General features: G+C 52.5%; 12 protein-coding genes. 6 read left to right on the forward strand and 6 right to left on the reverse strand.

Features of this window, described 5'->3' with window-relative positions:
* Positions 1 to 84: 84 nt before the first annotated feature.
* The gene (locus H6F94_RS21715; protein ID WP_190804327.1) at positions 85 to 450 is read left to right on the forward strand and encodes a hypothetical protein; all 366 of its coding nucleotides are present in this window, start codon (positions 85 to 87) and stop codon (positions 448 to 450) included.
* Positions 451 to 640: 190 nt separating this feature from the next.
* Positions 641 to 1,696, forward strand: a complete 1,056-nt coding sequence (locus tag H6F94_RS21720; RefSeq protein ID WP_190804328.1) for a hypothetical protein — start codon at positions 641 to 643, stop codon at positions 1,694 to 1,696.
* On the opposite strand, the gene H6F94_RS21725 is transcribed toward H6F94_RS21720, so the two are convergent.
* Positions 1,673 to 2,149, reverse strand: a complete 477-nt coding sequence (locus tag H6F94_RS21725) for an SRPBCC family protein (RefSeq protein WP_190804329.1) — start codon at positions 2,147 to 2,149, stop codon at positions 1,673 to 1,675. The two genes, H6F94_RS21720 and H6F94_RS21725, sit on opposite strands and share 24 nt — an antisense overlap.
* Complete coding sequence (zds, locus tag H6F94_RS21730) at positions 2,146 to 3,567, reverse strand: 9,9'-di-cis-zeta-carotene desaturase (protein WP_190804330.1); 1,422 nt, start codon at positions 3,565 to 3,567, stop codon at positions 2,146 to 2,148. The genes H6F94_RS21725 and zds overlap by 4 nt, the downstream gene beginning before the upstream one ends.
* A gap of 200 nt (positions 3,568 to 3,767) precedes the next feature.
* Here zds and H6F94_RS21735 point away from each other — a divergent pair, with 200 nt between their 5' ends.
* Positions 3,768 to 7,466 (forward strand): PAS domain S-box protein, encoded by a 3,699-nt coding sequence (locus H6F94_RS21735; RefSeq protein WP_190804331.1) that lies wholly within the window; start codon positions 3,768 to 3,770, stop codon positions 7,464 to 7,466.
* A 139-nt stretch (positions 7,467 to 7,605) separates the two neighbouring features.
* On the opposite strand, the gene rpsD is transcribed toward H6F94_RS21735, so the two are convergent.
* Both rpsD and accD read right to left on the reverse strand, forming a co-directional pair.
* A complete protein-coding gene (gene rpsD, locus H6F94_RS21740; RefSeq protein ID WP_190804332.1) occupies positions 7,606 to 8,214 on the reverse strand; it encodes a 30S ribosomal protein S4 in 609 nt (202 codons plus the stop codon).
* A 98-nt stretch (positions 8,215 to 8,312) separates the two neighbouring features.
* On the reverse strand, positions 8,313 to 9,254 hold the full coding sequence (gene accD / locus H6F94_RS21745) for an acetyl-CoA carboxylase, carboxyltransferase subunit beta (RefSeq protein ID WP_190804333.1): 942 nt from the start codon (positions 9,252 to 9,254) through the stop codon (positions 8,313 to 8,315).
* 255 nt (positions 9,255 to 9,509) lie between these two features.
* Between accD and rlmN the strand changes: the two genes are divergently transcribed.
* Positions 9,510 to 10,559, forward strand: a complete 1,050-nt coding sequence (gene rlmN / locus H6F94_RS21750; RefSeq protein WP_190804334.1) for a dual-specificity RNA methyltransferase RlmN — start codon at positions 9,510 to 9,512, stop codon at positions 10,557 to 10,559.
* Positions 10,560 to 10,595: 36 nt separating this feature from the next.
* Here rlmN and era read toward each other — a convergent pair whose 3' ends face one another.
* Positions 10,596 to 11,615 (reverse strand): GTPase Era, encoded by a 1,020-nt coding sequence (gene era / locus H6F94_RS21755; protein ID WP_396426452.1) that lies wholly within the window; start codon positions 11,613 to 11,615, stop codon positions 10,596 to 10,598.
* A 646-nt stretch (positions 11,616 to 12,261) separates the two neighbouring features.
* Here era and H6F94_RS21760 point away from each other — a divergent pair.
* Both H6F94_RS21760 and H6F94_RS21765 read left to right on the forward strand, forming a co-directional pair.
* Positions 12,262 to 13,341 (forward strand): ATP-dependent 6-phosphofructokinase, encoded by a 1,080-nt coding sequence (locus H6F94_RS21760; RefSeq protein ID WP_190804335.1) that lies wholly within the window; start codon positions 12,262 to 12,264, stop codon positions 13,339 to 13,341.
* Positions 13,342 to 13,366: 25 nt separating this feature from the next.
* A complete protein-coding gene (locus H6F94_RS21765) occupies positions 13,367 to 14,065 on the forward strand; it encodes a M15 family metallopeptidase (RefSeq protein ID WP_190804336.1) in 699 nt (232 codons plus the stop codon).
* Here the strand turns inward: H6F94_RS21765 and H6F94_RS21770 are convergent.
* Entirely contained in the window at positions 14,062 to 14,997 is a 936-nt protein-coding gene (locus tag H6F94_RS21770) for an AAA family ATPase (RefSeq protein ID WP_242041323.1), read from the reverse strand. The two genes, H6F94_RS21765 and H6F94_RS21770, sit on opposite strands and share 4 nt — an antisense overlap.
* Positions 14,998 to 15,043 lie beyond the last annotated feature (46 nt).

The raw sequence follows: 15,043 nt of genomic DNA on the forward strand, positions 1-15,043 counted from the left end.
AAGTTATTTTTAGGACTCAACCTTTTCTTGAGCACAATTCTGGGGCATTGTTGCTTTCAGTGCCTTGTCCAAGAAAGGATACTCATGACTCTTCTGTCTGCTGTCGAATTGCTAGCCGCTGCCTCCCGTGACCATTGCGTCAGCTTCTGTGCGGGAGCAGTTCCCTTAACCTTTCTGGGCACAGCGGCAACCCTGGCATTGGTCCTATTTCAGCGCCCTATTCACTGGAGTGTGGCTCTGCAAAGCCTAGGCGCAGCACTGCTGCTAGTTCATGTCTGGGCCTGGTTCTCTGTAGGGGTGATCATGCCTCCCACATTCATCCTGCTGCTGTTGGCAAGTTTCGCGCTCTTAGTCGCCAGTTTCGCCTGGTTGCAACCGCAGAGCTTGAGCCAATTTCTGCGCTGGCTTTTAAGACCCATTTTGTCTCGTTGGCTTGTGCTAGAACCCTAAACAGCTTTTCCTCGGGGTGCAATAAAAGATGCTTTGATACCGTTTGCAGGGCCTTTTGACGTTGGTTCTGCATTAAGTTTTATCTGAAGAATTGCAATGGCTTGAGCCAGTTTAAAATCCTACCCAAGCGCCAGTGCGCCCGAGGTGCTCTCCGTTCATAATGAGCGATTGTCACCCTCCCTGAGTTGTTGTGAGACGACCTCTGACCCTGTTGATCTGTGGTGCTCTGCTGACCTTCCTGGAAGTGGGTTGCGCTTCCCAACCCACGCCTCCTACCACTGGCACCACGCCAGATACGACGCCATCTGCTGAAGCGGCCACCCCCGAAGCATCCCCCTCGCCAGAGGCGAGCGCTCCAGCTTCTACTAACACTACTGAAACTACGGCTTATCAACCTCTATCTGCTGCTAAGGGAGATAGCGTCTTTACCACTTGTCCCGATGACACTCGGCTCAGCAGTGCTGGCGAAACAGCTAACTATCGCTTTGTAATCTGCTATAGCAACGGCCAACCCCGCTATTACATTGGCGCCGATAAGAAGGGTGGCGAACCGGTTACCGTGCGCAGCGCAGGAGATGCCAGTCCAGTGTTTCGCAATGGCGACTACACCTACGCTCTCTATAGCGATGGCAAAAATGCCAAGAACTCCTACCTTCAGGTGTTCAAGGGCAAACGCCAGTTGCTTGAAGAGCAAGTTCTGAGCCTCTACACTAACAGCCCAGTTAGAGCCAGTAGCCGCGACATCGCTGACATCGCTAGCAGTAATAGCAGTAACAGTAATGGCAACAGCAGTTCTGCCAGGGCGGATGCCAATCTTGCACCGGTACTCCAATCAGTTCTAGGTCAGGTTAAACAGGCCAAGGTGCCAGTCAGACTGCCCAGCAATCTGACCTCCGAAACCAAGCAAGGTCTGCTCTACGCCAGTGCCCTAGTGACGCCAGAGGGGGGTTACTCGATCAGCCTGTCTACTGTCCCCGACTGCGGTGGGGCTGGAGCCTGTACGACAGGCTACTTCGTGGGTGAGTCGGCTTTAACCCTGGACAACTTTGGTGAGTCCCAGGATGTGCAGTTAGCGAATGGCATCTCTGGACGCTTTTTTCCAATGCGCTGTGGGGCGTCCTGTTCGGGTCCCGACCTGCAATGGATTCAGGATGGTGTTCGCTACACAATCACGATGCGTGAGGATAGCAACCGCGATGATTTGATCGCGCTGGCCAACTCATCAATTGTCAGTGGTCCCCGCTGAGGTTGCTGTCCGATTGGCTTTGTCAGCTAGGGCATAGGTGCGAAAGCGCTCTAAGTCAGCCTCGATGGTGGATTCCACCACACGCCCCAGAAACAGGTCATCCATCAACTTCAGAATGCCTGGGACGCGATAGGCAACTGAGAGTTTGACAATTGATCCAGACGGGCCTCGGTCATAAAAGCGGATAGCTCCTCGGTTAGGCAGTCCGTCCACTGACTCCCACTGAATGAGTTGGTGAGTCTGGATATTGACAATGCGCGAGAGCCAGCTAAACTCCAGCCCTCCGGTTGCCAGCTTCCAGCGCGAAAGATCCGGCTTGTCTGGCAGGACCTTGACTGATTCGATCCACTTCATCCAACGGGGCATTTGCTCTAGGTCGGACCAGAGACCCCAGGCCAACTCGATTGGGACGTCTACTTCAACTTGAACTGAGTGCTCTAGCCAATCGCTCATTGCCCAGACTCCAGAATTGCTGCCGCTGCTTGTTTACCGGAAATCGTGGCACCCTCCATGCTGTCGATATAGTCCTGCATCGTGTAGCTGCCTGCCAGGAAGAAGTTAGCAACAGGAGTGCGCTGCGTAGGACGATAGGGGTCCGTACCAGGTGCTTCGCGGTATAGCGACTGGGCCAGCTTTACAACGCTTGACCAGGTCACGTTGAGCTGACGGGAGGAGGGAAAGAGATCCTGCACTTGCTTGAGTACATGAGCCACAATCTCTTCATTAGACTGCTTAATGAAGGGATCGCCTGGTGTCAGCACCAGTTGCATCAGCGAACCCTGACCTTCGCGGAAATAATCACTGGGGCTGGTTAACGCCAGGTCAGCAAAGCAAGAAAAGTCTGCGTCAGCCGTATAGAGTAAGTTGTCGAGCCCTCTAGCCTTGGCATCCTGCATTGCTTCTGGGTTCTGAAGTTCGGTGACCCAGCCATCAAAGCGCAGTTGGACCGTGGCGACGGGTACCGTGTCGAGCTTGAACAAGTTGTCGAACAAAGGCCACTTGCGCCAGTCCTCGGGGATTAAGCGCTGAACTCCCGGCACATCTGCCGCACAGACATAAGCATCGGCAGTGATCTGTTCTTCTTGTCCCTGAACGTTGATCGTTAAGCCCGTGACTCGGTCATCTTCAAACTGCACTTCTTTGACCCTGGCACGAGTCGTAATCGTAACGCCTCGGTCCTTGAGATAATGCACGATGGGTTTATGCAAGTACTCATCTGGAGAGCCTTCCAACATGCGCAACACCGAGGCTTCAGTTCGAGTCGCGAAGAACTGGAAGATCGTCAGCATGCAGCGAGCTGAGATATTCTCGGTGTCGATGAAGCCGAGGGCATAGGCAATTGGGTTCCACAGGCGTTTGAGGCTACCGTTGTTGCCTCCATGGGAGCGGAACCAGTCAGCAAAGCTGATTTTGTCGAGGTTACGAATGGTGCGCATTGCCCCTTCTGGATCAACCAGTGCCCGCACGATTGGACTGGTGCCTAGAGCAATAGAGTTTGCAATCTTGTCAGCGGTTGAGAGCTGAGAGGTGGTAAAAAACGCCTTGAGACCGTTGAAAGGCGCTCCAGTGATAAAGCGAAAGTCCAGCTCCCCGATTCTGCCCCCGCGGTTGATGAAGGTGTGGGTGTGCTCTTTGAGGCGAAGATTCTGAACTGCACCAACCTTTTCCATCAGAGAGAACAGGTTGTAGTAGCAGCCGAAGAAGACGTGCAGACCCATTTCAACATGGTTGCCTTCGTTATCTACCCAGCTCCCCACCTTGCCCCCGACAAAGGGCCGAGCCTCGTACAGAGCGACTTCGTGTCCCGCATCTACTAACTCGACAGCGGTTGCCATACCCGCCAGCCCAGCCCCAACAATCGCAACGCGCATCTTGCTCTCTCGCAGTTCAGACTCTTCACATATTGTGACGTATCTGGGAAATATTAAAGGGTTTCGATGATTCCCAGCGGATTGTAACCCTCAAACCGTTCGGGTAAGACCTGGGAAGGGCAACTTAGGGGGAAATACTGGCTTAGATGATAGGTTCAAGCGGAGCACGGACTGGTGGCAGTAGATAGGTGGGTTGCGCCATGAAGGAAAAGCCCAGAGCCTTACGCAGAAAGGCATTGCCCATCTTGGGTTTAGCGCTCGTCGGCTTACTGGGGTCTGTGTACGCAGTCTCCTCAACGATTCTGCTGCGCAACGTGGCCGAACAGGAGGTGCAAAATACTCGACTAAACCTTGAGCGAGTAACAGGTGCCTTAGCAAACGAGTTTGACAGTTTGAGCGCCACTGGTTTCACCTGGGCCTCATGGGACGATACATACGCCTTCATTGAGAACCCCACAGATGACTACATCGAGGCGAATCTCTATAATCAAGCGCTCCAAAAGGCTGATATTAGCCTCTTCCTGTTTGTTCATTCCTCTGGACGGCTCGTTTTTGGCAAAGCGTTAGATCCACAGCAAGGCAAAGCAGTTCCTCTACCCATTGGTTTAGGCGCCTATCTCTCAAGCAAGCCCATCGTTCTGCAACACCCTAAGTTGAGCAGTACTCATCAAGGCTTCATTCTGCTACCTGAAGCTATTTGGATGGTTTCTTCTCAGCCAATCCTAACGAGCGAAGGCAAAGGCCCGGTTCGCGGCTCTCTAATTGTGGGTCAAGCCTTAGACTCTACAAAAATTAAGTCCTTATCTGAGACTACTCGTCTGTCGCTTGCAGTTCAGCGGTTCAAGGATCCAGAGTTACCGCTTGACTTTCAGGCTGCCCGGGATTCACTGTCGAAGACAACAGCTATCTACGTCCAACCTCTTAACGAGAAGCGAATTGCAGGCTATACCCTACTGAGAGACGTAGATGGCAAACCAGCCCTGCTTCTACGAGCGGATATGCCCCGCGAGATTTACCAGCAAGGCCAGAACAGTCTGCGCTTTCTCAAAGTGTCTCTGATAGTGATAGGGCTTGCATTTGGCGGAGTAACCTTACTGTTACTGGAACGCTTAGTTCTATCCCAAGATGAGCAGCGTGCAAGCAAAGAACGTTATCGGGCTGTGATTGCCCAAGCCTCAGAGAGTATCTTTCTAGTTGATAGCCAAACCAAGCATTTTCTAGAAGCCAATGCTGCCTTTGAGCGGTTGCTCGGCTACACTTCTGAGGAAATTCGCGGTCTAATACTCTACGACGTCATTTCCGATGCTCATGAGAGCATTAACCAAAATATTGAGCATCTTCTAGCGGTAGGCAGCCTCTCTTCGATTGAGCGGCAATATCGCCGCAAAGATGGTTCCCTGGTTGAGGTTGAAGTCAACTGCAACGTTATCTCTCAGGATGACAAAGATGTTTTCTGCGTTGTAGCTCGAGATATTACCGAGCGCAAGCAAGCAGAAGAGGCTTTGCAAGCTAAGGAAGGACAATTACGCCAAGTCATCGATCTGGTACCTCACTCCATCTTCGCAAAAGATAAGAACGGCAAATTTCTCCTGGCCAATCAGGCAGTTGCAGAAGTCCTTGGCATTTCTGTCGAGGAACTTCTCAATCAAAACCACTTGGATTTTGGTCGGTTCCAAGAGAGAATGCAGCGCTTTCAGGAGGATGACTGGCAAGTTATCACGACCGGCTTACCTAGATTCATTCCTGAACATGTGTTCGTTGATGCTCAAGGCAACACACATATTTTTCAAACAACCAAAATTCCTTTTCGTGTGGCTGGCTCACAAATTCCTGCAGTTCTGGGCATTGCCATAGACATTACTGAGCGCAAACAGGCGGAGCAGGAATTAGCACGCTCCCTATCTCTGCTTCAAGCCACGTTAGAGTCAACGGCTGATGGTGTGCTTGTCATTAATCGTGCCAGGCAGATCGTGATTTGGAATCAAAAGCTCGTAGATATGTGGGGCGTTCCCGAGACTGTTATGGCAACTCGCAATGACCTACAATTCGTAGCTTTCATTCGGGAGCAGCTTAAGGATCCGTTAGTCTTTCTAGATAAAGTGAGAGAAGACTACGAACAGGCGGAGGCGGAAAATTGCAACACTCTAGAGCTTAAAGACGGAAGAAGCTTTGAACGTTTTTCCAAGCCCCACCAGGTTGACGGCAAGATAGTAGGCACCGTTATTAGCTATCGTGATATCACCCAACGCCAACAAGCTGTAGTTGCTTTAGCTCAAGCTCGCGATCAAGCATTAGCAGCAACCCGAGCAAAAAGTGAATTTCTGGCCAATATGAGCCACGAGATTCGCACACCTATGAACGGTGTCATTGGCATGACGGGGCTCCTGCTCGACACACCATTAACAGCTCAGCAGCAAGATTTTGTTGAGACCATCCGCAGTAGTGGTGATGCGCTCCTCACGATCATTAACGATATTCTTGACTTCTCAAAAATTGACTCAGGCAAGCTCGAATTAGAGGAGCAACCCTTCAATCTGCGAATCTGCATAGAAGAATCTTTAGATCTGCTGGCCCCTCAAGCGGCCGAGAAACGCCTGGAGATGGCTTACTTTATTGAGCCAACCACGCCCACTTGGTTAGTCGGAGATATTACCCGTGTGCGCCAGATCTTAGTAAACTTGCTCAGCAATGCTGTCAAATTTACAGAAAAGGGGGAAGTTCTAGTTTCGGTGAGCGCCCGACCTGTGATTGAGAGCAACGAACCTGAGGCAAACCCCCGTCCAACTTATGAGATTCAAGTTGCAGTCAAAGATACCGGCCTTGGCATTCCGCCCGACCGTATGGATCGCCTCTTTCAATCCTTCAGCCAGGTAGACACCTCAGTCACTCGGCAGTACGGAGGCACCGGGCTAGGGTTAGCCATTAGCAAGCAGCTCAGTGAGCTGATGGGGGGCAGAATGTGGGTAGAAAGTCAGGTAGGCAAAGGCTCCACGTTTTCCTTCACCCTAACTGCTCGGTCAGCACCTAACCGCTCAACACCGCTTGATCAGCCAGTCTGTCAACCTCAATTAGCTGGGAAACGGCTGTTGATCGTGGATGATAATGCAACTAACCGGCAAATTCTGACGCTGCAAGGGCAATCTTGGGGCATGCGCATCCATACAGCTTTATCCGGGTCAGAAGCCCTAGCTTGCTTGGAACAGGAAGAAGCTTTTGACCTAGCAATCCTAGACCTGCAAATGCCAGACATGGATGGGTTAGCTCTGGCAGCAGAGATCCGCAAGCTACCTCACTGCCAGGAACTGCCCCTGGTTATGTTGACCTCTGTAGACAGAAAAGAGTTCAAAAGCCAAGTCGGTCAGGTCGAGCTTGCCGCTTGTTTAAGTAAACCGATTAAACAAGCCCAGCTTCACAATGCCCTAACTCAGGCCTTTAGTAGACAGCCCGCGTGTGGGGAGCGCAGAGGCTCCCCAGCAGTCCAGAGCCAACCCAAGCTTGCTGAACAATTTCCTCTACGAATTCTACTGGCCGAGGACAATCGGGTGAACCAAAAGGTTGCCCTGTTAAACCTGGAACGCTTAGGGTACCGGGCCGATATTGTAGGTAATGGCTTGGAAGCACTTGACGCCTTGCGACGTCAACCCTATGACGTTGTCCTGATGGATGTGCAGATGCCAGAAATGGATGGGTTGAGTGCAACTCGTCAAATCTGCCAAGAATGGCCTAACTCACGCCCTTGGATTATTGCGACCACCGCTAATGCCATGCCAGGGGATCGGGAAACCTGCCTGGAGGCAGGCATGGATGATTACATTAGCAAGCCTGTCCAGACTAGAACGCTGGTTGAAGCACTGTTGCGGTATCAAACCCACACTGCCAACTCTAGAATTTCGAGCTAATTTGGCTGCTTCAGCTTGCAGTGGAGCATGAATACATTTAAGCCTGACTCACTGAGTAATACCTAATGAGCAACACCAATAACAATGCTCCCTACTCATGCTGAGTAGGGAGCATTGTAAATTCTTTGCAGTGAGTGCTTTAAGCGATTCGCGAGTAGTACTCAACAACCAACAATTCGTTGATCTGAAGAGCAACCCATTCGCGTTCAACCACTCCCGTGACACGGGCAGTAAGCTTAGCTTTATCAAAATCCAGGTGAGTCGGAACGTTGGCCAGACCAGGGAATTCTAGATTGGTTTGAACGATTGCCCGAGACTTGTCCTGGTTCTTGACCCCAATCACTTCCCCTGCACGGCACTGGTAGCTAGCAATGCTAACAACGCGGTCGTTGACCGTGATGTGGCCATGGTTTACTAACTGACGTGCCGCCGGAATGGTGGGCGCCATGCCCAGACGGAAAATGACGTTGTCTAGCCGCATTTCCAACAGTTGCAGCAACACCAAGCCAGTGGAGCCACTGACACGGCGAGCTTTACGCACATAGCGCAGCAACTGCTTTTCGGTCACGCCGTAGTTGAAACGGAGCTTCTGCTTCTCTTCCAGACGCACGGCATACTCAGACTTCTTCTTGCGCTCTTGGCCGTGCTGCCCGGGGGGGTAGGACCGTCGGGCGGATTTGCGGGTCAGGCCGGGAAGATCCCCCAGGCGGCGTACTACCCTCAGGCGAGGGCCTCGATATCGCGACATGCTTGCTTCCTCTTGAGTCCTCTTTGCGTTTGGTCAGACTCTTTAGTCTACCCCATAGGAGGACTACTTGCTAAAGATTTTTGCTGTTGACTCTGATTCTATCTGGCTTCTATCTGGTTAGTCCAATCTGGCTGAGTCACCGGTTCGCGTAACAGAACCGGTGACGCTTGAGTCGGGCGAACCACAGGCTGATGCAAGGCCAGTAACTGTGCCAGAACCTTGCGTAATTGCGGACGAGGCACAATCGCATCGACTAAGCCGTGGGCCAGCTGATACTCAGCAGTTTGAAAGTCTTCCGGCACCTTTTGGCGCAGCGTTTGCTCAATGACTCGTCGGCCAGTAAAGCCGATCAGTGCCTTGGGCTCTGCCAGACAAATATCTCCTAGCATGGCAAAGCTGGCGGTTACCCCCCCCGTCGTGGGATGGGTGAGGATCGGAATATACAACAGTTGAGCTTCCCGGTGTCGCTCCAGCGCTGCTGAAACCTTTGCCATCTGCATTAGGCTGAGCATGCCCTCTTGCATGCGAGCCCCCCCTGATGCGCAGATGAAAATCAGAGGAATGTGCTCGGCAGTAGCCCGTTCAGCAAGCCTCGTTAGTTTCTCACCGACTACGGAGCCCATACTGCCGCCCATGAAGCGGAAGTCCATTACTCCCAGAGCGAAGGGATAGCCCTCCAACTTGCCTAAGCCAGTTTGGACACCATCCTTAAGCCCAGTCTTCTCACGCGTCTCCCGCAACCGGTCTCTGTAGGACTTGCGGTCTCTAAACTCCAAAGGATCACCCGCCACTAAACTTTCGTCGAGCGGTACCCAGGTTCCAGTGTCAGCTAATTGATTAATGCGTTGCTCAACCGTTACAGGCATGTGATGGCCGCACTCAGGGCAGACCATCTGGTTGAGGCTGAGATCTTTGGCGTAGGCCAAAACCAGACACTTAGCGCACTTGGTCCATAGACCGTCAGCGATCTCGCGTTGCTGTTGCTCCTTGCTAATCGGGGCACTGCGCCGCCGGTCGGCGAACCAATCGAACAGGGACATAAGCGCTCTCCTCCTCAACCCAATGAACGGGCTTCAAGGGCGATCCAGGACACTTGACGATCTTATGATCAAGTGCCTTCTAGATGTGCATGTTTACCTACGGATAACCCGTTAGCTTGCTATGAAGTCCATAGTGCGCCTGTTTTTCCTCAAGCCGTTGAGAGCCCTGTGCCAGTTCATCAGCTGGCAGTGCTCAGCGAAGGGCAGGCCACTTAGCATAGAGATAGAGATTTGTTGTGTGCCTGAGCTATGTCAATGCTTGTAGAAGTGCCAACTCAGCATCCAGAGGCACCTCGGTCGTTGCTGGGGTTATCTCAGACCGAGCTAAGCATTTGGGCTGAAAGCCAAGGCCAACCCGCTTATCGAGGCCGTCAAATCCACGATTGGATTTATGCCAAGGGTGCCCGTTCGCTCGATGAAATTACTGTGCTGCCCAAGCAGTGGCGGGCACAGATGGCTGAGTTTCCCGTGGGCCGTTCGCAAATCCACTATCGCTCAGTAGCCGCTGATGATACGGTCAAGTTCCTGCTGCGTCTGAGCGATGGCGAAACCGTGGAAGCCGTAGGCATTCCAACAGCAGGGCGCTTGACGGTTTGTGTGTCTTCTCAAGTGGGCTGCCCTATGGCCTGTGACTTCTGTGCGACAGGGAAGGGCGGCTTCCAGCGCAATCTATATGCTCACGAGATTGTGGATCAGGTATTGACGGTTCAGGAGGATATGAATCGTCGAGTTAACAATATTGTGTTCATGGGCATGGGCGAACCTCTGCTCAACGCTGAACAGGTGGTGCGAACGGTACAGTGCCTAAATCACGACGTTGGCATTAGTCAGCGAGGCATGACGATCTCGACAGTTGGCGTTCCGGGTCAGATTCGTCGCTTAGCAGAGCATCACCTCCAAGCTACCTTAGCCGTGAGCCTGCATGCCTCCAATCAACCGATCCGAGAGCGTCTCATTCCTAGTGCTCGCAAATACCCTCTAGAAGCGCTGCTGGCTGAGTGCCAAGAATATGTCACACTCACAGGCCGACGTGTGACCTTCGAGTACATCTTGCTAGCAGAGCTTAATGATGAGCCGGAGCATGCTGTTGAGCTAGCAAACCATCTGCGCGGCTTCCAAAGCCACGTTAACCTCATCCCTTACAACCCAATCAGCGAAGTTGATTATCAGCGCCCATCCCCAAGGCGCATTCAACAATTTGTGCAAGCCCTTGAGGACCGACATATCGCCGTGAGCGTTCGACGGACACGAGGTTTAGAGGCCGACGCCGCCTGTGGTCAACTGCGACGGCGCCAAACCAGTTGATATGAAAGAGCAGTAGGGGCACTGGGCCCAGTGTCCCTACTCTTCAACCTGATAGCCCAATTCTTCCAGGCGCGTGCGCGACTGACGCCAACGAGGCTGAACTTTAACAAAGAGTTCTAGATACACCTTGCCAGCAATCAATTTTTGCATTTGCTCACGGGCGGCGGTGCCAATGGCCTTCAGCATGCTGCCTCGTTTGCCAATCAAAATGCCTTTTTGGGAGTTACGCTCCACGTTCACGGTCGCTAATACGCGGGTGATCGTAGGTTCTTCTTCTACCCGGTCCACTGTGACGGCGACAGAGTGGGGCACTTCTTCACGAGTCAAGTACAGGATTTGCTCCCGAATCAGCTCACCCATGATGAAGCGTTCTGGCTGGTCCGTGACCAAGTCCGGTGGGTAGTAGTAGGGACCAGGCGCTAAGGTACTCACTAGCGTCTGCTGCAGCACGTCCATACCCTCGCCCGTCAGGGCTGAGAACTTAGCAATAGGCCATCCCCGCGCTTGGGCCAAAGCTTGATAGCTGCGTTCTATGGCTTCAGCTTGGTTAGGATCCTCAGGCTGCTGGTCTGCCTTATTAACCCCAACTAGTACTGGTACATTGCTCTGAGCGAGCATCTCGGCGATGTAACGGTCGCCGCCGCCTGCCTCTCCAGAAGCATCGACCACAAACAGGACCACATCAACAGATTGGATGGCACTCCAGGCGTTTTGCACCAACACCTCTCCCAATTGGTGGTGCGGCTTGTGAATCCCAGGTGTATCTACAAAGATAATCTGGGCTTCAGGTAGGGTCAGGATGCCTCGTAGCCGATTGCGAGTTGTCTGGGCAACCGGCGAGGTGATCGCGATCTTTTGACCGATCATGACATTCATGAGCGTTGATTTGCCCACATTCGGCCGCCCAATTAACCCGATGAACCCTGACTTGAAGCCAGGTGGAGCTTCTGGAATCAAAGTCTGGCCGTTCATTCCGCTCTGCTGCAATGGTGTCTGGGTCATTCCACTTAGCAATGGTGTCTGAGTTCTTTCCTGCACTGTAGGGCGCGCCAGCATTGAAACCTTATTCCCTATTGAGCTAACACGATTCAGTTTGCTCTGAAATCTCCCCGGAGATCGATTGACAGCGCCCTACTACAACAACAAATAACTGTGAGCTTTATGAACTTCTTCTCTTTGAATCCCTGGGGATATTCTAAAATTCTGCACGGTTGAATTAGTCGTTAGAGAATGGCTTAAAGCTAAGACTTGCAACCAGTGCAGAAAGTTCACTCACAGATGTTTGCTAAGGTTCAGGGCTGGCTTCTCTAGGCTAGCTTGCGCTCTAAGAATGGGCTGTATGCCAACCATCTTGAGTGTAGCTTTGACACCCCAGCTTTGTGCGTTCCAATCACAGGATAGCCAATAGATGAATGGTGGCATCCTATCCTAAGCTTTAGCTTTTTTAAGCTTGAGAACCCCTGTCTGTCCATAATTGGCAGAAACTTTTCTGGAAGCTTGTGATTTTAGTCACAATTAAGCGACAGATTACTGCTGCAAGTTAATCATTTGTGTTGAGTTGGCTATTGGCCAAAAGCAAGTTTGACTGGCCAATAGCCTGCTTTAGTGATGGCTCAAAATATTCAGCACAGGAGCACCAGGTTCTGACAAAATTCGGATGGTTTGCGGCCCAAGCCGGGCTGCATGAATAATCGGAGCAAGCATGGGAAAAAAACGCATTGGCATCCTCACTAGCGGTGGCGACTGTGCAGGCCTCAATCCTGTCATCCGTGCCGTTGTCCACCGGGCGATTGGTACCTATGACTGGGATGTGGTAGGCATTCTCTATGCCACCCAAGGCCTGATGAGCCGCCCAGTACGCTGCCGAACTTTGGACCTGCATAGCGTCTCCCAATTGCTCACCATGGGCGGAACCATCCTCGGCACGACCAATAAGGGCAATCCCTTTCGCTTTCCCATGGCTGATGGCAAACTGCTAGACCGCTCGGAAGAGATCATCGCAGGCTACCACGAGCTAGGCTTGGATGCCCTGATCGGGGTTGGCGGCGATGGCAGTCTGGCTATTTTGCGGCAGATTGCCCAGAAGGGTCGCCTGAACCTGGTTGCGATACCCAAAACCATCGATAACGACTTGGGGAGCACCGAGCGTTCAATTGGCTTCGATACAGCGGTGAATATTGCCACTGAGGCGCTGGACCGATTGAAATTTACAGCCGCCAGCCATGAACGGGTGATGATTTTAGAGGTGATGGGACGGGATGCTGGACACATTGCCCTCAGTGCAGGGATAGCAGGTGGTGCCGATGTCATTCTGATTCCCGAGATTCCCTACAAGCTCAGCCAAATCTGTCAGAAAATCGCTGAGCGGGAGTCCATGGGGCTTAATTTCTCGGTTGTCGTCGTTGCCGAGGCGGTGAAAACTGAGGACGGTCAGAGCATTACTCAGGCTGACTCTAAAGGGGATTGTCGCTATGGCGGCATAGGTCAGTATCTGGCTGAGCAGATCAGCGCTTGCAGTGGTGCAGAGACACGAGTCACCATCTTGGGCCATGTGCAACGCGGGGGAACTCCTTCACCTTTAGACCGCTTGTATGCAACAGCCTTTGGGGTCCATGCCGTTGACCTGATCGCTGGAGAGCAATACGACCGCATGGTGGCTTGGCAAAATCGGCAAGTAGTCAGCGTTGCCATTCAAGAAGCAATCGGTCAGTATAGTGCCGTCAATCCAGATGACACCTTGGTGAAAACAGCACGGGGAATGGGTATTTATCTGGGAAATTAGCTAGGAGATTAGGAAGAAGTTGGCCTTGAAGCCCTACCAAACCATTCCAATTCAAGAGTGTGGAGAGGCCCTAGTCCCTATCTCTGAAAGCTTTGCCTTTCAGGACCCTCACCCCTACGTTAGGGCTGGCGCACCCTATAAGCACAAATCGCCCTTCTGGGTGCGCTCTGGTGTACTAGTTAAGCTGCAAGAGGCTCAAGCCCAGCTGCATGAACTTGTACCCGGCTGGCGACTCAAGATCTTTGATGCTTACCGTCCAGTTGCTGTTCAGCAGTACATGGTGGATTACACGTTCATCCAACAAGCGAAGGCCCAGGGACTCAATCCGGCAAGCCTTATTGCAGCGCAACAGCAGGAGCTTTACGCTCAGGTCTATACCTTCTGGGCTGTCCCAAACGAGAATCCAGCCACGCCCCCGCCACACAGTACTGGAGCTGCTGTAGATGTCACTTTAGTAGATGCTGGGGGACAAGAGGTCGACATGGGTTCTCCCATTGATGAAATGTCACCTCGCTCTTATCCTGATCACTTTCAAGATGCCAGTGAATCCAAAGCCCAACAGTTCCATGCCCACCGGCAACTGTTACACAGGGTCATGACATCAAGTGGCTTCCAGCGTCACACCTTAGAATGGTGGCACTTTTCCTTTGGCGATCAGTTCTGGGCTTGGCGTCTGCAGACTACTGCTCAGATAACTGCCATCGCTTGCTACGGTCGAGCTTAAGGCACAGCAATTGTGTGCAGTAGCCGTTCGACAATTCCTCGAGCGGAACGCCCACCAGCAGGAATGAGCCGATGGCAAAGCACGAATGGCGTTAGAAACTTGACATCATCAGGCAGGACATGGTCGCGTCCTTCCAGAAAAGCCATTGCCTGTGCGCTTCTTTGCAGAGCAACAGCGCCTCGTGGGCTGACACCCAGGGTGATTTCTTCATCCTCGCGGGTAGCCCGGACCAAAGCCAGAATGTACTGCTGCAATGCTTGCGTCACCTTGATCGTTGCGCAACTCTGACGCAATGACAGAATCTCTTCGAGTGACAGGCAGGGTTGTAGAGGTTTGGGTGCAACCTCACCCTGAAAGCGCTGGAGCATATTCAGTTCCTCTAATTCAGTGGGGTAACCCAGACTGAAGGAGAGAGCAAAGCGATCTAACTGAGCTTCTGGCAAAGGAAAGGTGCCCTGATACTCCACAGGGTTCTGAGTCGCAACCACGAAAAAGGGGTCGGCAACAGGGCGAGTCGTGCCATCAACTGTGACCTGCCCCTCTTCCATAACCTCTAACAGAGCCGACTGGGTGCGAGGCGTCGCTCGATTCACTTCGTCAGCCAGCAAAACGTTGGTAAATACGGGACCCGGCAAGAACTCAAACTCGCCGCTGCGGGGGTTCCAGACATTGGTACCAGTAATATCGGTTGGCAGCAGGTCAGGTGTGCATTGAATCCGTTGGAATCTGCCATTAATCGACCGAGCCAAAGACTTAGCCAACAAGGTTTTGCCCACACCTGGTACATCCTCGATCAGGGCATGACCACCGGAGAATAGGGCAACCATCACCAGCCGAACGGCCTCTGCTTTACCAACGATGGCCTGACTCAGGTTAGCCGTGAGCCGAGCAACCCGGTCATCTATCTGATCGTGCATGGAAGTTGCCAGCATGTGGAGGGCCTCTTGCGTAAGGACGTTCTCAAGGGTTCCCCTGCCA

Origin of the sequence: Leptolyngbya sp. FACHB-261 (genome assembly GCF_014696065.1) — a bacterium.
GTDB lineage: Bacteria > Cyanobacteriota > Cyanobacteriia > FACHB-261 > FACHB-261 > FACHB-261.

Bases quoted from the DNA above. Each gene is read 5' to 3' on its own strand.
- H6F94_RS21735 (WP_190804331.1), top strand. From the start codon at position 3,768: ATGAAGGAAAAGCCCAGAGCCTTACGCAGAAAGGCATTGCCCATCTTG.
- accD (WP_190804333.1), bottom strand. From the start codon at position 9,254: ATGTCCCTGTTCGATTGGTTCGCCGACCGGCGGCGCAGTGCCCCGATT.
- H6F94_RS21715 (WP_190804327.1), top strand. From the start codon at position 85: ATGACTCTTCTGTCTGCTGTCGAATTGCTAGCCGCTGCCTCCCGTGAC.
- H6F94_RS21725 (WP_190804329.1), bottom strand. From the start codon at position 2,149: ATGAGCGATTGGCTAGAGCACTCAGTTCAAGTTGAAGTAGACGTCCCA.
- era (WP_396426452.1), bottom strand. From the start codon at position 11,615: ATGCTGGCGCGCCCTACAGTGCAGGAAAGAACTCAGACACCATTGCTA.
- H6F94_RS21760 (WP_190804335.1), top strand. From the start codon at position 12,262: ATGGGAAAAAAACGCATTGGCATCCTCACTAGCGGTGGCGACTGTGCA.
- zds (WP_190804330.1), bottom strand. From the start codon at position 3,567: ATGCGCGTTGCGATTGTTGGGGCTGGGCTGGCGGGTATGGCAACCGCT.
- H6F94_RS21770 (WP_242041323.1), bottom strand. From the start codon at position 14,997: ATGCTGGCAACTTCCATGCACGATCAGATAGATGACCGGGTTGCTCGG.
- rpsD (WP_190804332.1), bottom strand. From the start codon at position 8,214: ATGTCGCGATATCGAGGCCCTCGCCTGAGGGTAGTACGCCGCCTGGGG.
- rlmN (WP_190804334.1), top strand. From the start codon at position 9,510: ATGCTTGTAGAAGTGCCAACTCAGCATCCAGAGGCACCTCGGTCGTTG.